The sequence below is a fragment of the Paenibacillus sp. 1_12 genome (assembly GCF_900114475.1).
Taxonomy (GTDB): Bacteria; Bacillota; Bacilli; order Paenibacillales; family NBRC-103111; genus Paenibacillus_S.
In genome coordinates this window covers 17,004-35,067 of record NZ_FOTE01000037.1, presented here as the reverse complement: position 1 = coordinate 35,067, position 18,064 = coordinate 17,004, and the positions used below count along the sequence as shown (strand labels likewise).

The window sequence follows — 18,064 nt, the reverse complement described above, 5'->3', positions numbered from 1 at the left end:
AAGGCGACGTGTTGCATCATTCTGATCGTGGCAGCCAGTATGCTTCTGTTGACTACCAAGAGCGTTTGAAAACGTACGAGATCAAGTCGAGTATGAGCCGAAAAGGCAACTGTTACGATAATGCTTGTATCGAATCGTTTCATAGCGTGCTGAAGAAAGAACTCATTTATTTAGAGAAATTCAAGACTCGGCAACAAGCTTACCGTGAACTTTTTGAATACATCGAATACTTCTACAACCGCAAAAGAATCCATTCGTCTATTGGCTATTTAACGCCAGATCAGTACGAACGTACGTACCGTAAAACTGTGTAACTTTCTCGATTCTATGTGTCCAATCTATTGACTGAGGTCCAATCGTTACCATAATATAATATTCAATGAATAATAACAGATGAAGCAAAATTCAACAGAAAATGGATGATTCCTATAAAATTATTCGTTTATTTCAGCTTCTCCATAAAAGCTAGCACATGTTCTTTCACTCGCGCTTTTTCTTCCTGTGTCATATTTTGTAATTTATAATTCTTTGTATAATCAGGGGTTATAAGGATTGTTGAGGGTTCTTGAAGTTCTTCTTTAAGGGTATTTCCTTCTTCAGTCAACAACATCTTAGATTTGTTTGCATAGGAATGGATTATTTCTGTTTGTATATAATTACCTTCCCTATCGTAAAAATCCTCAATAGATTTTACATCTGATTTTATATGGGTTTTTCCTTCTTCTATAATGGTTATCGCATTCACTACCTTGTAACCCGTTGTTTCAAACATTCCTTTATCATTTTGATTATCATCAAGTGTTTCTATTACAAAAACCTCAATGGTTTCATATTTCTCGGCTTGACCACATGCACATATAAGCAGAAAAGTGAACATGAATAAGCACATCTTCACTAAAATCATTAGCTTTTGGTTAAAATTCATTTCTTCACTCCTAACTTGGTTTAGTTCTGTATATTCAAATTCCTATCATACCATATAATGGGTATTCGTGAATTTTAACTTAACATATATCTGCTGAACTATGACCGCTAAGGCTCTGGATTACACTTATGTCCTCTCCTGCACGTACTAGCCCTGTAATGAAGCTATGTCGAGTCTGATGAACGTTGTGTCCATTCTTCTCCATTAGATGCTGAACGCTTCTGATGCTAATACGCTCTTGTCTGTTGCTAATAAATAATGCTGAATGGCTATCTACCCGTTCTTCTAAATACTTTTCAATAGCCCTTCTCGCTTCAATGTTGAGTGGCAATGTACGCTCCTTGTTCCCCTTGCCCAACCTAACTACCAATGATCCTTTTCGGTCACTTACATCAACGTCTGAGCGGTCTAGGACGACTAATTCCGACACCTTGATACTCAGCTTTCTTAAGCATACTTTGCTCAAAAAAGATCAAATAGAATAAGAAGCACGAGTCAATCAATTTTGTTTACAACTGCAAATTTCATTAAACAACTTTATTTCAGGTTAAACTACTTTATTTCAGATTAAACAACCTTATTTCAACTAGCCACTTTGCAGAGAATTCATCATTTCTTGACACTTTAGTCATCAATTGATCATACTTGTTGTGAAATAAATCACATACATAAGATATAATAAGTGGTAAATAGGAGCATAATTATCAAAAGGAGAGTGCATTCGGATGACGACTTACGACCCGGTATTTTATAGCCGTATTTTGACAGGCCTTACGCTCGGTTTTCACATTATTTTTGCTACAATAGGCGTTGGACTGCCTGTAATGATTGCCATTGCCGAATTTCTCGGCATCAAACGCAAAGATCCGCATTATACCCTGCTCGCACGCCGCTGGGCACGTGGATTTGTAATAACGGTTGCTGTTGGCGTCGTTACTGGTACTTCGATAGGCTTGCAGTTGAACTTGCTATGGCCAAGCTTTATGCAAATCGCCGGTCAGGCCATCTCGCTCCCTCTATTCATGGAGACTTTTGCTTTCTTCTTTGAAGCAATATTTCTCGGGATTTACTTGTATACCTGGGATCGCTGGAAAAATCCATGGACGCACTTTGCAATCTCCATACCAATTATTATTGGATCAACGTTATCAGCTTTTTTTATTACGATTGTTAACGCCTTTATGAACACACCACAAGGTTTTAAGCTATCCGGTCGAACTATAATCGACATTGATCCACTCGTCGCGATGTTTAATCCGGCCACACCTACTAAAACTGCGCATGTGATTTCTTCGGCTTATATGACAAGCGCTTTTGTTCTCGCTACTATAGCCGCGCTAGCCTTATTGGCAGGTAAAAAGCATGTATATTACCAGAAAGCACTCAAGCTGACCATGGTTTGCGGACTGATCTTCTCCTTATCTACTGCTTTTATCGGTGATTTGTCCGGTAAATTTCTCGCTGAATACCAGCCGGAAAAGCTAGCTGCGGCAGAGTGGCATTTTGAAACAACCGCTCAAGCCCCCCTTGTATTTGCTGGATATATTGATAAGGAGCACAACGTTCACTATGCCATGAAGCTCCCTTATGCACTGAGTATATTGGCATTTGCCGATCCGAATGCGGTTGTGAAAGGCTTGAATGATATCCCAGTGGATGAACGTCCACCGCTCTATATTCATTATTTCTTTGATGCGATGGTGGCGATTGGAAGCTTGATGATTGTACTCTGTATGGCTTATTTATATTTGAACAGGAAAAAGCGGCGACAACAAGGAAAAGAAGTACCACGCTGGCTGCTTCGGTTCATTACCTTCTCAGGCCCGCTTGCGATGCTGGCTATTGAATCCGGATGGATCTTCGCTGAGGCGGGTAGACAGCCATGGATTCTACGCGGCTATATGAAAACAGCGCATGGTGCTACTACAGCGCCACATGTGGACTGGATGCTGCTGATGTTCTCGCTTCTGTACATCGTACTTGGATTTGGTGCGTGGACTGTGCTTCGCCGTATGTTTAAAACGAATACACCCGAAGAGGAATTGGCAATGCGGCTGGATAAAGGGGGTGAGCACCAATGAGTATTGAAGTCATCGGAATAACTGTGCTCTGGATTTTCCTTTATGGATATTTAATTGTAGCTTCGATTGATTTCGGAGCCGGCTTCTTTAGCTACTACACGATGGTAACCGGGCGCAAAAATATGGTGCACGGCATTATCGAACGCTATTTATCGCCTGTATGGGAAGTCACCAACGTCTTTCTGATCTTCTTCATGATCGGTATGGTCGGCTTTTTCCCTGATACCGCTTTTTATCTGGGGACCACTTTATTGATCCCTGGCAGCATTGCCATTGTATTGATCGCCATCCGCGGCTCCTATTATGCATTCAGCACTTACGGCTCCAAGGAAAGTCATCTGTATAAGCTGCTTTATGGGGGGAGTGGTCTATTGATTCCAGCTTCACTCTCCATTGTATTGACGATCTCGGAAGGCGGTTATATTGAAGAAAGCGGCAATGACGTCTCACTTCTCTTCTATAAACTGTTTACCAGTTCCTATGCCTGGTCGGTTGTCGTCCTGTCGCTTGTCAGTGTGCTCTATATTTCCGCTGCTTTCTTGACCTATTATGCTTACAAAGCGAAGGATACCAAAGCTACTGAAATATTACGAAGATTTGCAATCGGTTGGAGCGGCCCGACCATACTAGCGAGTTTATTCGTATTTTTCGCGATCCAGCGCCACAATCCGGTGCATTTTGACAACATGCTGAAGCTGTCCTGGATGTTTGTATTATCCTTGGTGTGCTTTATTATTGCCAACTATTTGATATGGAACCGCAAACGGCTTGGTGTTGCTTTTTTATTCGTGATGCTGCAGTTCGCCTTCGCTTTCTTTGGATATGGCGCGGCCCATTTACCCTACATTATTTATCCTATGGTTTCGATTCACGAAAGTGTCACCAGCCCGGAGATGGGGATTGCCCTGATCGGAGCTTTTATAGCAGGCTTGTGCTTACTGATCCCTTCACTGATTTTGCTTATGCGGTTATTTCTGTTCGATGCGAATTATGTGCAAGGCTTGCAGAAAAAGTAACAAAACAAGTAACCGTACCTCCCTGGTAGTTTGAATAATTGTGATCGTATGCGGCACAGATACCTATATAAAATGAACAAAAGAAACACACAGCCCGAGCGAAGAAAGCAGACCCTTCTGGAGAAACGAAGTGTTCGCCTTTGCAGACGGATTCTTACCTTTGGGGCTAAGAATCGAAAGAATCTGGCTGCAACAGCGATTGGAAGAGGGGTCTGCTTTCGCAGCGCCTCTTTGCTGTCATGATGTTTAGTTCATCTTATATAGTGTCTTTGCCAAACAAATAACCTCCAAACCCATTATTGGATTTGGAGGTTATTCACATTAATCAATTATTCAAAATAAACCGCTTTGCCGGTTTTAGAAGACTCATAAATGGCTTCCAAAATTTCCGATACGACACAAGCCTGCTCAGGTGTAACTACCGGATCTGTATTCTCTTCAATGGCTTTCAGCCACAGACGTGCTTCCAGATCTGCAGGTGATTCTTGCTTGCCATCATAGAAATCGACGCCTTTGGCATCCAATTGAATTTCATTCATGTACAATCGGCTGTGTTTTTCGCCGTTAATACGCAGACCATCCTGCATATCTGCACCGCCTTCGGTTCCGCACAAAGTCGTTTTGGCTTCACCTGTTTGCAGCATATTAATCGCCCAGCTCGATTCCAAAACGATCGTTGCTCCATTTTGCATCGTAATCATCCCGAATGCCGAATCCTCAACCGTAAATTTCTCCGGGTCCCAGGATCCCCATGCATTAGCAGCATCCTTCTTGGACGATAGCTTATGGAAGGCTGTACCCAACACTGCTTTTGGCTTATAGTTATCCATCATCCACAAAGTCAGATCCAGTGCATGTGTCCCGATATCAATAAGCGGTCCTCCGCCTTGCTTTTCTTCATCAAGAAACACACCCCAAGTCGGAACGGCACGGCGGCGAATGGCGTGAGCTTTGGCATAATAGACTTCACCCAGATCACCATCGGCACATACGGTTTTCAAATATTGGCTGTCCGAGCGGAAACGGTTTTGGTATCCAATTGTGAGCTTCTTGCCTGACCGTTTGGCGGCATCGACCATACGACGGGCATCCGCTGCTGTTTTGGCCATCGGCTTCTCACACATTACATGTTTATCGGATTCCAAAGCGGCAATCGTAATCTCAGCATGTGAATCATTTGGCGTACAAACATGTATAACATCAATGGAACCGTCCTGCAGCATTTCTCTAAAATCGCTGTATACCTTCGCGCCCTCGGAACCAAATTTATGCGCAGCCTCATAAGCTTTTTCTACTACAGTATCACAAAAAGCTACCATTTCTGCGTTCGGCTGATTTTGCAAAGCTGGCATATGCTTACCATTTGCAATTCCTCCGCAGCCAATAATTCCAATTCTGAATATTTTCGACATAATTAGAGCCATCCCCTTTATAAGTTTAAGTCCAGTATAGACAAGCTTATACCAAAAAGATATTACTAATTTGGCCTATCTATTATTCAATTTGGCTATTTCAAATTTCCTGGGAAATAAAAAAAAGCTCTCTGATATCAGGAGCTTCATTTTACGTATTATTCTATGCTTTCTTGACAACAGCTGTGACCAATTTATAGCCAACACCACGAATGGACTCAATCTGTACGCTTTGTTGGTTCATTTCCAGCTTTTTGCGCAAGGAGCTGACATGAACATCCACCGTTCGCTGACCACCGATATAATCAAAGCCCCAAACAATATTCATCAGATCATCTCTGGTAACAACCACACTTGGACGCTGCACGAGGTATAGCAGCACCTCGAATTCTTTGGGTCTAAGTGGGATCGATTCGCCACCGAGCATAACCTCGTATTTCTCTGGGTAAATGTACAAATCTCCTACGGTGATGACCTTCTCACCTGCTGCTTGCTTATCCTGAAGCTGCTCTTCTGACAACGTTCTGCGCAGTACGGCCGATACTCTTGCCAGCAGCTCGGCAACACCGAACGGTTTCGTAATATAATCGTCCGCACCATATTTCAAGCCTTGTACGACCTCTTCCTCAGCGTTGCGGGCTGTCAAAATAATGACAGGCGTCTTGTTCCCTTTTTGACGCAGCTTGGATAAAATCTCGAAGCCATTCAGCCCTGGAAGCATGATATCCAAAATAATCAAATCGTACGCGTGCTGAAGCGCAGCCTGCAGCCCTTCGCTGCCATGATCAATTACTTTGGTCTCATATCCCTCTTGCGATAAATTGTAGGAAAGCAGTCTAGCCAACGTAGGCTCATCTTCAATAACCAAAATTTGTTGTGCCATGGGAATCCCCCGTATCCATTTCTTTAAGTCAACCTTATCATAGCATAATACTATACAGCATTAATATGCTTTCAGCGCTAATATTGAATAACCGGTAATTCTATAATAAATTTGGTACCCATCCCGACTTCACTTTCCACACGAATCGTACCTTTATGCAGCTCAACCAAATGTTTTACAATCGACAATCCAAGACCTGTACCGCCGGAGCTGCGAGAACGTGCTTTATCCACCCGATAAAATCGTTCAAAGATGCGCGGCAAATCTTTTTTGGGAATTCCAATGCCTGTATCGGTAATCGTCATTCGAATGCGCTCGTTGTCCATACCCTCCACACCAAGGAATATCGGCTCGACTTTAATTTTAACTTTACCGCCTTCCGGTGTGTAATTAATTCCGTTGGAAAGTAAATTTATCAAAATTTGCCGCAGCCGATCCTCATCAGCTTCAATGTAGAGATCCTCCTCTACTTGCAGTTCAAGCTCAATGGACTTTTTCTTTGCCTCCGAATTCATCACATGCAAGCAATTGCTCACAAAGGTATGCACAGATACGGGTGAAAACTGCAGGGGTATGCGTTTGGACTCAATCTTGGATAACTCCAATATATCACCGATCAAGCGATTCAATCGTTCACTTTCATCAAATATAATTTGCAAAAATGATTTTGCTGTCTCTTTATCGTTCAATGCACCTGCGAGCAGCGTTTCCGCAAACCCTTTGACTGCCGCGATAGGAGTCTTGAGCTCATGAGAGACATTGGCGACAAATTCGCTTCTCATCCGTTCCAATCGCCGGACCGCGGTAATATCATGCAGCACAATCAAAACACCAGCCCACTCATTTTCATTCAATGAAATCGGACTGAGATTAATCTCCAAAATACGCTCAGAGGGATAGTAAAAGATCATCTCATCACGGATATGCTCACGCAGATCAATACATTCCTGAATCAGCTGCGTAAATTCAAACTGCTGCTTAGCCTCATCAAATTTTTTGCCCAGCAGCTCCTGAACAGAGAAGCCCAGAATATCTTCAGCGGATCGGTTTAATAACACAATCTTGCTGTCACGATCAATCATCATCACACCGCTGATCATATTGTCCAAGACGCTTTTTAGCCGGCTTTCATCCTCCTGAATGCGATTCATTTGCAGCTGCAAACTATCCGCCATCCGGTTAAGAGCTTGACCTAACTGGCCTATCTCATCCTTCTTCCGTACATTGACTCTTGCTTTATAATCCATATTCGTAATTTGCCGTGCGACCCTCGTGATCATCTCAATCGGTCTGGTAATGCCCCAAGCAACACGAAAACTGATTAAAACAGCTATGATAAACACAGCAAGCAAGCCAAATAATAAAACGTACCACACACGAAGAATGGAAGCCTCAACCTCCTGAAGACTCATCGACAAGCGTACATAACCTTTTGTAATGGCGCCGTTTTTGACCGGAACTACCACATATAGCATATTGCGTTGAATCGTAGAGCTGTATCGAATATCGGAGCCCACTACACCAGTTTGCTCAGCCTCTATAATTTCTTTTCTCTGTAAATGATTGTCCATATCTTCGGGATTATGATCCGAGTCTCCCAACACCTTGCCGTCTGAGCGTATAAAGGTCACACGGGCATCCGCTGAATGACGCAGAAGTTTCACTTGTTCCCCATAGTAGGCAAGCTGCTCTGCCTCAGTTCCTCCCCTGTTCCAATCCATGGTCGTCAGGATAATCCGCAGCTCCCGCTGCATATTGGTTTTTAAGGCTTCAATATGAGATTCCTTGAGCACCTGTGCCATGAATAGTCCTGCGATCAACACCGAGGAACCGATCAGCACTATAAAAATCAACGTTAAACGTGCACGGAATTTGTGCATATGGGGTTGTCCCTCCATCATGGGCTTAGGCATTGTTATGAATATCCAACCTGACTGCATTACACCTTATCGTATCTTTTTCACACAAGAAATACTAGTTAATTATTTGTAAAGGTATCTCATGCCCCGTTGTTTTTTTATTTTTCCCAGCGTTCTAACAACATACAAAAGCACCTCTGATAAAGCGTAGACAACCCGTGGGGATCTACTGCCTACTTCAGGAGGCGCTTATTACTTTCAGTGATTTATTATCATTTTCTAATCGTTTTGGATTCAATAAGCACTCCAACCCGCATCTGCTGTTATAACAGTACCATTAACAAAGCTAGAATCTTCAGAAGGAACAGAGCAACTTTCGCAATTTCTTCAGGCTTGCCCATGCGTGGATTAATAGCCATTCCTAATTGTTGTCGAGAAGCACCAAATGCATTTCTTTAGTATAATTAATTTTAGAAGTAGTATTCATAGGCAAAAATAAACCTTCGTGTTGAAAATTAACATAACCCGCACGACCATAAATAAGGTTGTGCGGGCTTGTCTGGTTTATACTAAGCTTTAGCTTCTCTTACACAAATACAGGCTCTTTAAACTGCGAAAGCTTGGCAAAGGAATCCTTTTCCACTTCGGCATGCAGACTGTTACCGTGAGAATCCATAGTAACAATCGCTGCAAAGCCTTCGGTTTGCAGATGCCACATCGCCTCGGGAATACCGAATTCCATATGGTCAACACCTTCAACCTTTTTGAAGCATTCCGCATAATATTGCGCAGCACCGCCGATTGCATTCAGGTATACAGCACCGTGCTCCTGCAAAGCTGCAAGCGTTTTGGCACCCATCCCGCCTTTTCCGATAACGGCACGGATTCCAAACTTTTTAATAATATGACCTTGATAAGGCTCCTCACGAATACTGGTAGTCGGACCTGCCGCTCTCACATGCCATTCGCCACTTTCATCTTTGGACATAACGGGTCCACAATGATAAATAGCTGCCCCATTTAAATCAACAGGCGCATCATGATTCATCAAGTGATGGTGCAGCGCATCACGTCCGGTATGCATGGTTCCATTAATAATGACCACATCGCCAACGTGCAAGCTGCGAATTTGTTCTTCACTGATAGGAGTTTGCAGGACAACCTCACGACGCTCCGATGCTACAGCAGCCTCGGGCTGCTCGTTTTTGGTCATTGGCAATGTATCCCCGGTACGATATACCCATTCCTTAATCTCACCCGAGTTTGCATCCAACAAAACACCTTGACGGCGGAATGCCCAACAATTGTAGGCAACTGAAACGAAAAAGCTGGCAGGCAAACGGTTCATCACGCCTACCTTACAGCCGAGCAGCGAGACTTGACCGCCAAAGCCCATCGTGCCAATACCAAGCTGGTTAGCATGCTCCATCACATATTCTTCAAGCTTGCGAAGATCTTCATTTGGGTTTACATCGTCGGCATGGCGAAACAATTGATGCTTAGCCAATTCATAGCCTGTTGTCCGGTCTCCACCGATTCCCACACCGATGAAGCCCGCGCTACAGCCTTGTCCTTGGGCTTGATATACCGAATGCATCACGCATTTACGGATACCGTCCAGGTCACGTCCTGCTTTACCCAATCCTTCGAGCTCCATAGGCAAGCTGTATTGAATATTTTTATTTTCGCAGCCGCCTCCCTTTAAGATCAGCTTGACCTCGACATCATCCTGCTCCCATTGCTCAAAATGAATGACAGGCGTACCCGGACCCAAATTGTCACCACTGTTAGCTCCAGTCAAAGAATCAACGGAATTGGGACGCAGCTTGCTGTCCTTCGTCGCTTGCGCAACAGCCGCCAGTATTTGTTTTTTCATGACGATCTGGTTAGCACCTACAGGACAGTGTACGATAAATGTCGGCATGCCTGTGTCCTGGCAAATTGGCGATACGTTGGTTTCCGCCATATGAATATTATCGGCAATCGTCGATAGTGACAGCGCTGAGCGAGTTCCCTCGTCCTCCTGCTCTCTTGCTGCCTGAATCGCCTCGCGTACGTCCGCCGGAAGGTTCGTTGAGGTTTCCAAAATCAGTTTATACATACTTTGTTCGAAATGCTGCATGATTAAAAATCTCCTCTCTGCTATAAGTGCCTACTCTCATTGGTTCCCTAACACGCTATTCTATAATATCATAATCTGGCAGCTTCAAATACTGTTATCGGTTCACAATTCGTGTATAATCCTACTATAAAGAACCTCTTAGAGAATAGGATGAGATCAATGGAAAGTCATTTTTTTGCTTATATGTACCGTTTACGTTATATCGAACGCTGGAGCCTGATGCGTAATGTCGTAAAGGAAAATGTAGCGGAGCATTCCTTTCATGTCGCACTGCTCACTCATGTGCTTTGCACAATTGGCAATGAACTATTTGACCGTAAAATTCCGACGGACCAAATCGTAAGCATGGCGCTGTTTCATGATGCGACAGAAGTATTCACTGGCGATATTCCGACCCCTGTTAAACATCATAATCCCAAAATTTTATCGAATTTCCGTGAAATTGAACAACTCGCCGCTGAACGGCTGCTAGATATGATTCCGGATTCACTGCGTCACGTATATGAACCATTAATTGATACGAAAAGCAGCCTCCAAACCGAATTAAAAAAATATGTAAAAGGCGCAGATCTGCTTGACGCATATTTGAAATGCGTAACGGAGTTGTCTGCTGGCAATAAGGAATTCGGCAGTGCCAAGAAACAGATCGAACAATCCATTCAGGAGCTTAATATGCCTGAGCTGGACTATTTCCTGCAATATCTCGCACCAAGCCTGGAAAAAACATTGGACGAATTATCCGAGGAATAGTTCTGTTAGTCCTGCTATCCGAGTCGTTCCTTAGTTCCACCAAAGCTCCACATCATCGTTATCATACAAAAACGCCTTCAACGCTTCCATTGAACCGACACCCTGGTCGATCTGATCAGGGCAATAGGCGTATAAATCGCTGCACAGCAGTGACATATCCCCGGGAACAGCCTTGATCACAAATCCCCCTCAGGCTTATGAGGCTTAGCCTCATCCTGCTTTACTTCACTTTTTGTTGGCTCCGAGTCAGAGGGTGTCCACCGATAAGGTTCCTGTATAGTTGTCTCGGCTTTTCTCTCCATCTCCCTTGCAAGCTTCCTTTTTCTTTCTCTGTGGTTGGTCCATTTGACAATAATAATACCCAGCAGCGCACCGAAAACAATCCACTCCATAATAATCCTCCTTCATTTTTTCTCTCAGCACAGTTATAACAATCCAATTCTCTCAACCGTAAGTTTACTTTGATCTTCAGCTAGAGTATACCATTACCCATTGGTTTGGTTTACCCCTTTTAAATTTTCGAATGCTTGGGGCATCAGCAGTAGACAGAAAAGCCCAAAGGTATCACACCCTTGGACTTAGCTGGCTGCATGGCAAACTGCCGAGCCTTTTTTAAAAAGGGAACTTCATAACTCCCACTATCAGGAAAAACAAGATTCCACAGATCACGCTCATCGATTTGATTTTGCCCAGGTGGTCCTTGATCTTGGCTCCAGATGGGTCCGACAATGCTTTACGCATAGCTCCGCCCATTACACCCGTTAAAGCACCTAAGGCCAGAAACAGTACGACGGACACAATCATCCACGCAACCGAATTTCCTACCTTACTGACCAAATAGCCACCGGACAATAGAGCAATAACTAACGCCAGCTGACCTGTCCGGTTCACAGCGAACAATACGCTTAAAAATCCGAATTGCGCTTGACCTGTCAAAGCTTGAATTCGCATGGACAGGAAAGGAAGCAGTAGATAGATTCCCATCATTATAGCCGCAAGTACATGTAAAAAAACGAACACTTGAACCATCAGAGTACCTCCATATATACATAATTTATATAAGTTAAGTATACCTGATTACGCAAAGCCATAGCAAATGAAAAGGAGCATTATTGTCCATTTTTAACGGTTTACGACCCTAAATAAGAACTATCCGTGAATAGTGATTCCTTTGCGGGCAGCACGCTTTTCGCGCCATGTTTCCAGTATAACGAATAGGGAGGGTACGACAATCAAAGTCAGTATCGTCGAGTAAATCAAGCCCGAGATAATGGTGATTCCCATCGGTCTCCACAAGTTTCCTCCCATAATCGTCATTGGCAGCAGACCACCTATAGCTGTTGCCATCGTGAGCAGAATAGGACGTAGTCGGGCTCTTCCGGCTTCCGCCACAGCCTCATACAGCGGCAATCCGCGTTTTCTCGCCTGCTCAATAAATTCAATCAGGATGATCCCATTTCTCACTACAATTCCGGCCAAACTGACCAGGCCCATGAGCGCCATAAATCCGATTGGCGAATTCGTAATATACAGACCGATAACAGCACCGCCAGCAGCTAAATATACGGTTGATAAGATCAAAAGCGGGATCGATAAAGAATAAAATTGCATAACCATCAAGATATAAATCAGCAGCAAAACAATAATAGACAGCTTGCCGATGGCAATGAATGCGTCATTGCGTTCCTCATTTTCCCCTCCATACTCAACCGTATAACCGGTGGGCATTACATAGCTGTTCAGCTGTGCTTTGACCTCCTTGATGACGTCATCAGGCAGACGATCCTGCGTATAGCTTCTGACGATAATCGTTCTGGTTTGATTGCGGTGATGAATCGATTTAATCATGGAGCTCGAACGAATATCTCCGAGCTCACGAACCGCCACAGTTCCTCCTTTTTGGGTCGGAACATAGAGCTTGCTCATCGTGTCTACGGGATCTGCACTACGTGCTTTCGCATACAAAGTCACATCTATCAGCTTATCCCCCTGCTGCATGGAGACAATCTGCAAGCCCTCCGTTGCCATGCGCAGCGTCCTTGTCAAATCCTTATCACTCACACCAAAAAGATTCAGCTTGGCCGGATCGGCCTTCATCTCAAATGTATTCATGTTACCGCCGACATCGTCAGATACACTTGTCGTGCCTGGAACTTGTTTTAATATATCCTGTACATCATTGGAAAGCTGACGAAGCTGATCCAAATCATCCCCGCTGATTCGAATCGCTATAGGTGCTCCCACAGGCGGCCCTTGCTCCAGCTCACGCGGCGTAATTTCGATATCCTCGGGGACCAGCTTCCTCAGCTCTTGCCGCCAGCTGCTTATCACCTCTTTGGTATGGATCACCTTCGGATCTATCTTGACAAAGAGCTGCCCTATATTCGTACCTGTACGTTCGGACTCTGAATAATAAAACTTAGGCGCCGTGCGACCCGAATAGGCTGATACAAATTTGACTCCAGGCTGATGTTGAATCCAGTCAGCAGCTTTATTCATAGTAAATTCGGTCTCCATAAATATGCGGTCTGTCGGCAGCTTAAAATCAATCAGCATTTCGTCCTTTTCAGCAGGAGGAAAATACTGTACGCCCAAAAACGGCAGCAGGCCAAAGCTGCTGGTGCCCACTAGCAAAGCAACAACCCCCGTCAGCAGCGGACGTTTCAGGAACACATATATTTGCTTGCTGTAAAACGTACTCAAGCGTTGGATCGGCTTGCCCAGCAGCCCTGATGACTGTTCCTCGGCCACCTTGGTATCGGCTGTGACAGTACGGGAATCAGCTTCAATCGACTCAGAATCAGCTTTCGTCGAATGGACATCCGTGGACGCCATTTGTTTACTTGGTTTATTGTGTTTATTCTGCAGCCTCCGTTCTGCCCGCTCACCTACCCATTGGCGAAAAATCGGGATGACTGTCAGTGACATCGCCATAGAAGCCGCCAAAGTCAACGAGATTACAACAGGCAGCGGTCGAATAAAGCTTCCGATATTGCCTTTGAGAAATAACAGAGGCAAAAATGCCGCCGCCGTTGCAATCGTTGCCGTCAGGATGGATACCGCAACATCACGGCTTCCGAGAAGCGAAGCCTGCTCTGGCGTATCGCCCAATTGCAGCCGCCGCTGAATATTATCATTGACAACAATCGCATCGTCGACCAATATTCCGAGAACGATAACAATGGCTACCACTGTAATCTGATTTAAATCGATGCCTAGGAACTCAATAGGAATAAAACCGACGGTGATCGAAATGGGAATAGCAAGAGCCACTACCCAAGAGGTGCCAAAAGTAAGTCCCATTGAGCAGACAACAATAACGACCGCAATCCCAGTAAGAAGCTCCTTGCCTAAATCAGTAAATAAATGATCCAGACTTTCCTTTTGCGTAAACAAGGATACCAATTCCACATGCGCCGGTAATTTAAGCTTCAGCTCCTTTACCTTCACATCAATGCGCTTCTGCAAAGATGGAATATCGGCACCCTTCTCTGCGTTAATAACTAGATCAAGCGCTGGTTTACCATTATGTATAATACTGACCTCTTGCTTCTTAGGCCGAAGCTTAACCTCTGCAACATCTCTCAGCTTCAAGGTATTGCCGTTAGGCAGTCCCAAAATATCCGTATTGGCGACATCCTCAGCTGACTTCCACTCTCCCGGCATATTGACATAAAAGGATTTCGTAGTTTGATCGACCATTCCGAGCGGCACTCGATCATGACGATTGGTGAGTGCCTGTGCTACAATACCCCATGGCAGCTTAAACGTATCCAGCTTATCCGTATCTATAAGCACGGCTACTTCCTGTTCAGGCAGCCCGATAATATCCACATTGCTTACACCTGTCAGGGTGCTTAGCTGTTTTTTCCATTGCTCCAGCATGGGGCGAAGCGCTTCTAATTGCTCTGGCTGTTCAACGACAAAATGCAGGATTTGCTCAGCGATTTTGCTCAAATCATCATTAACCACAGGCTTATTCGCTTCTGCAGGCAGCTCGCTATCAGCTGATTGAACCTTCTGTCGCAGCGTATCCCAAGCTCTCTTAATATCCGTTTCCGGTTTGATTTCCACATTGATAATTGACACGTTCGCCATAGAAGTTGAGCTGAGAGTTGAAATATCACTCATTTCCTTGATCTTCTGCTCTAACGGCCGGGTAACAAATTGCTCCACTTTCTCCGGCGAAGCACCCGGATAAATCGTTTTGACCATTGCCGTTGTGATCTCGACCTCCGGATTTTCCCGCTGCTTGAGGGTAAATACATTCACAATTCCCATCAGCACCGCCACTACAAAAAACAACAAAGTCACTTTACGGTACTTGAGTAATTTAGTGATCATTCGCCACCCGCTTCCGTTGATTCCAGTCCGCACGGCGAATTCACGCCCACCAGTACTTGAGCAATAGAATCAATATGCGTATGATCGTAATTTTGAACGACAAAACATTGATACGCGACCATTTCAACCATGCCTATTTTTGAATATGCTGCAATTTCAAGCTGTGCCTCCGAATAGTTAGGAAAAGCCCCCCAGTCCATTAAGGACTGCTTGATAACCAGCATAATTGTACGATAAAAAGCATCCGAAATATCAGCGATCTCCGTGGAAGCTGTCCCATGCCCGTTTAAAATTTTCAAAATACTTTTGTTATTATAATATACACGCAATGACTCAAGTATCATCCGATATAGCGCCTCTTCCTTAATGCTGCCTGTGCAGTTTTGCTTGATCGCATCCGAAATTTGACCTAAGCACGATTCGGCAATGCTGCGAAACAAATCCTCCTTGCTTTTAAAATATAAGTAAAAAGTCCCCTGGGCAACACCAGCTTTATGTACAATATCCGAAACCTTCGTTGTATGATACCCCTGCACCTCGAATAGCTTTAGCGCTGCCTCTATAATGCTTTCCCTCTTATCCTCACCCATATATGCGTTGCCCCTCCGATTTCCAGATAATTACTTATGACTGACTCATCAGTCATTTTTATTTTAACATCATTATCCAACAGCTGCAACCTATCTGAGTCCTCATATCCTTCCTAAATCTTGTTCATTGCAAGCCTTGTTTCATAAGTGCAGCAGATGTATAATTGTAACCATTTATTGAATTGAAATCATGGAGGAGCTATGACAATGAACATTCGCTGCCTGGATCCAGCAGATGCTGAAATTTATCGCCAGATTCGATTGCGGTCTCTTCAAGAAACTCCCGATGCCTTTTTAACTACCTATGAAATACAGCAGGCAAGGCCATATGAAGATTTCCAACAAAACCTGCAGAGGACAGCTATGAAATTCACGTTAGGCTGCTTTGCGGAAAATAATGAGTTGGCTGGAATTGTTACCTTTGTACGTGAAAGTAACTCCAAGATCACCCACAAAGGGAATATTTACGCTATGTATGTCAGCCCTGAATTTCGTGGCAAACACGTCGGTTATGCGCTGCTTACAGAATTGCTTCAACAAGCCAAACAATGTCCGGGTCTTGAGCAAATTAACTTAACCGTAGTATCCACTAACCTAGCAGCGAAAAAGCTCTACGAATCCGTTGGTTTTACTACGTATGGAACCGAACGAAATGCGATGAAAAGCAGCGGTAGATACTTGGATGATGATTTAATGGCAATACGAATATACACATAAACTCCCATTCTAGTTTTCCCCTCAGAACTCATCCTTCTGCTTGCACACAAAAAAACCGGGATTGCCCTGATTCGGGTCTCCCGGTCTTGCTTACAAGCCATATCTAAGAACATCAAAACAACGTCCGTAGAGCTTCTGGGGTAAAAGGTGTCAGCTCATCGGTCCGGCCTTCGCGGATCTTGGTCGCCCAAGCAGGATCAATCAGCAAAGCACGGCCAACAGCGACCAAGTCAAACTCATTGCTGCCCAGCTTATCTATCAATGTATCAACGTTAGATGTACCTGCACCTTCCCCTTTAAAGGCAGCCAAAAAATCATTATCGAGTCCTATCGAGCCCACTGTAATGGTTGGTTTTCCAGTTAATTTCTTAACCCAGCCAGCAAAATTAAGGTCTGAGCCTTCAAATTCCGGTTCCCAGAAACGGCGGGTAGAGGAATGAAACACATCAACGCCTGCTTCCACTAAAGGGGAAAGAAACTGTGCCAGTTGATCCGGATTTTCCGCTAATTTGGCTTGATATTCCGTTGATTTCCATTGTGATAAACGGATGATGATAGGGAAATCCGGACCCACAGCGCGACGGCATGCCGCGATGATTTCAGCTGCAAAACGAGTTCGTTTCACCAAATCACCGCCGTAGCTGTCATTACGTTGATTGGTTTTCTCCCAGAAAAATTGATCAATCAGATATCCATGTGCCCCATGAAGCTCAATACCGTCAAAGCCAATTCGTTTGGCGTCAGCCGCGGCTTGCGCGTAGGCTGCAATAACGGACGCGATTCTGGATTCACTCATAGGCTCATTGACTTGCTCGCCAGTTGCGATGTCAATACCTGAAGGCCCAATCGGCTTTTCGTCAGGGTTAGGAATGGCACCAATCTTGCGATCCGTACCGATGTGCCAAAGCTGTGGCATAATAAGCCCGCCCGCCTCATGGACTTGAGAGACAACTTCTGCCCACCCCTTCAATGCATCAATCCCATGGAAATTAGGTATATTAGGATTATTCGTCGCAGCTGGATCATTAATTAAAGTACCTTCAGTAATAATGAGACCTACGCCATTCTCTGCACGGCGACGATAATAAGCAGCCACATCAGGTCCTGGCACACCTTCAGGAGAGAAAGCTCGAGTCATTGGAGCCATAACGATCCGGTTTTTCAACTTCAGTTTTCCTAAAGAAAAAGGTTCAAACAACGGCGCTACCTTTGTGGATGATTGTGTATCTTGATTGCTCATTCCTTATTACCTCCGTTTTATATGAATATTCGTATTGACCAAGCTTTTCTGATTAACTGTCATAGCAATTATTACAGTTAATATAATTTACTATACCATAAGTTTTCTCATCCGACTACTATTGA

17 protein-coding genes and 1 pseudogene are annotated in these 18,064 nt (G+C 44.2%); 5 read left to right on the top strand and 13 right to left on the bottom strand.

Features of this window, described 5'->3' with window-relative positions; genetic code table 11:
- Positions 1 to 314, top strand: a 314-nt coding sequence (locus BM210_RS32905) for an IS3 family transposase (protein WP_143101154.1), incomplete at its 5' end; no start/stop codon positions are given.
- Positions 315 to 442: 128 nt separating this feature from the next.
- Here the strand turns inward: BM210_RS32905 and BM210_RS32900 are convergent.
- Positions 443 to 925 (bottom strand): hypothetical protein, encoded by a 483-nt coding sequence (locus tag BM210_RS32900; RefSeq protein WP_256224200.1) that lies wholly within the window; start codon positions 923 to 925, stop codon positions 443 to 445.
- A gap of 79 nt (positions 926 to 1,004) precedes the next feature.
- Positions 1,005 to 1,355, bottom strand: a complete 351-nt coding sequence (locus tag BM210_RS32895) for a tyrosine-type recombinase/integrase (protein ID WP_256224199.1) — start codon at positions 1,353 to 1,355, stop codon at positions 1,005 to 1,007.
- 295 nt (positions 1,356 to 1,650) lie between these two features.
- Here BM210_RS32895 and BM210_RS32890 point away from each other — a divergent pair, with 295 nt between their 5' ends.
- Both BM210_RS32890 and BM210_RS32885 read left to right on the top strand, forming a co-directional pair.
- Positions 1,651 to 3,006: a cytochrome ubiquinol oxidase subunit I gene (locus BM210_RS32890; RefSeq protein WP_091176910.1), complete on the top strand. Its 1,356-nt coding sequence runs from the start codon at positions 1,651 to 1,653 to the stop codon at positions 3,004 to 3,006.
- Positions 3,003 to 4,022, top strand: a complete 1,020-nt coding sequence (locus tag BM210_RS32885) for a cytochrome d ubiquinol oxidase subunit II (RefSeq protein ID WP_091176909.1) — start codon at positions 3,003 to 3,005, stop codon at positions 4,020 to 4,022. The genes BM210_RS32890 and BM210_RS32885 overlap by 4 nt, the downstream gene beginning before the upstream one ends.
- Before the next feature lie 329 nt (positions 4,023 to 4,351).
- Here BM210_RS32885 and BM210_RS32880 read toward each other — a convergent pair whose 3' ends face one another.
- The 5 genes and pseudogenes from BM210_RS32880 to BM210_RS32865 all read right to left on the bottom strand — a co-directional run bounded on the left by BM210_RS32880 (position 4,352) and on the right by BM210_RS32865 (position 10,298).
- Entirely contained in the window at positions 4,352 to 5,434 is a 1,083-nt protein-coding gene (locus BM210_RS32880) for a Gfo/Idh/MocA family protein (protein ID WP_091176908.1), read from the bottom strand.
- Between the two features lie 163 nt (positions 5,435 to 5,597).
- A complete protein-coding gene (locus tag BM210_RS32875; protein WP_091176907.1) occupies positions 5,598 to 6,317 on the bottom strand; it encodes a response regulator transcription factor in 720 nt (239 codons plus the stop codon).
- 77 nt (positions 6,318 to 6,394) lie between these two features.
- Positions 6,395 to 8,197 carry a two-component system histidine kinase PnpS gene (gene pnpS / locus BM210_RS32870; RefSeq protein ID WP_091176906.1) on the bottom strand — a complete coding sequence of 601 codons (1,803 nt, stop codon included), beginning with the start codon at positions 8,195 to 8,197 and terminating at the stop codon, positions 6,395 to 6,397.
- Between the two features lie 273 nt (positions 8,198 to 8,470).
- Positions 8,471 to 8,622 (bottom strand): annotated as a pseudogene (locus BM210_RS34515) (3-ketoacyl-ACP reductase); the annotation flags it as partial.
- 140 nt (positions 8,623 to 8,762) lie between these two features.
- The gene (locus BM210_RS32865; protein WP_091176905.1) at positions 8,763 to 10,298 is read right to left on the bottom strand and encodes a fumarate hydratase; all 1,536 of its coding nucleotides are present in this window, start codon (positions 10,296 to 10,298) and stop codon (positions 8,763 to 8,765) included.
- A 159-nt stretch (positions 10,299 to 10,457) separates the two neighbouring features.
- Here BM210_RS32865 and yfbR point away from each other — a divergent pair, with 159 nt between their 5' ends.
- The gene (gene yfbR, locus BM210_RS32860; protein WP_091176904.1) at positions 10,458 to 11,048 is read left to right on the top strand and encodes a 5'-deoxynucleotidase; all 591 of its coding nucleotides are present in this window, start codon (positions 10,458 to 10,460) and stop codon (positions 11,046 to 11,048) included.
- Positions 11,049 to 11,078: 30 nt separating this feature from the next.
- Here the strand turns inward: yfbR and BM210_RS32855 are convergent, their stop codons facing one another.
- From BM210_RS32855 to BM210_RS32835, 5 genes are all read right to left on the bottom strand, one after another.
- The gene (locus tag BM210_RS32855) at positions 11,079 to 11,228 is read right to left on the bottom strand and encodes a DUF4253 domain-containing protein (RefSeq protein ID WP_091176903.1); all 150 of its coding nucleotides are present in this window, start codon (positions 11,226 to 11,228) and stop codon (positions 11,079 to 11,081) included.
- Positions 11,225 to 11,440: a hypothetical protein gene (locus tag BM210_RS32850; protein WP_091176902.1), complete on the bottom strand. Its 216-nt coding sequence runs from the start codon at positions 11,438 to 11,440 to the stop codon at positions 11,225 to 11,227. Before BM210_RS32850 ends, BM210_RS32855 begins: the two co-directional genes overlap by 4 nt.
- Before the next feature lie 220 nt (positions 11,441 to 11,660).
- A complete protein-coding gene (locus tag BM210_RS32845; protein ID WP_091176901.1) occupies positions 11,661 to 12,077 on the bottom strand; it encodes a hypothetical protein in 417 nt (138 codons plus the stop codon).
- 120 nt (positions 12,078 to 12,197) lie between these two features.
- Positions 12,198 to 15,392 (bottom strand): efflux RND transporter permease subunit, encoded by a 3,195-nt coding sequence (locus tag BM210_RS32840; RefSeq protein WP_091176900.1) that lies wholly within the window; start codon positions 15,390 to 15,392, stop codon positions 12,198 to 12,200.
- On the bottom strand, positions 15,389 to 15,982 hold the full coding sequence (locus BM210_RS32835; protein ID WP_091176899.1) for a TetR/AcrR family transcriptional regulator: 594 nt from the start codon (positions 15,980 to 15,982) through the stop codon (positions 15,389 to 15,391). Before BM210_RS32835 ends, BM210_RS32840 begins: the two co-directional genes overlap by 4 nt.
- Positions 15,983 to 16,189: 207 nt before the next feature.
- Between BM210_RS32835 and BM210_RS32830 the strand changes: the two genes are divergently transcribed.
- Positions 16,190 to 16,699, top strand: coding sequence for a GNAT family N-acetyltransferase (locus BM210_RS32830; protein WP_091176898.1), 510 nt, complete (start codon positions 16,190 to 16,192; stop codon positions 16,697 to 16,699).
- 112 nt (positions 16,700 to 16,811) lie between these two features.
- Here the strand turns inward: BM210_RS32830 and BM210_RS32825 are convergent, their stop codons facing one another.
- Positions 16,812 to 17,939, bottom strand: coding sequence for an NADH:flavin oxidoreductase (locus tag BM210_RS32825; RefSeq protein ID WP_091176897.1), 1,128 nt, complete (start codon positions 17,937 to 17,939; stop codon positions 16,812 to 16,814).
- Positions 17,940 to 18,064 lie beyond the last annotated feature (125 nt).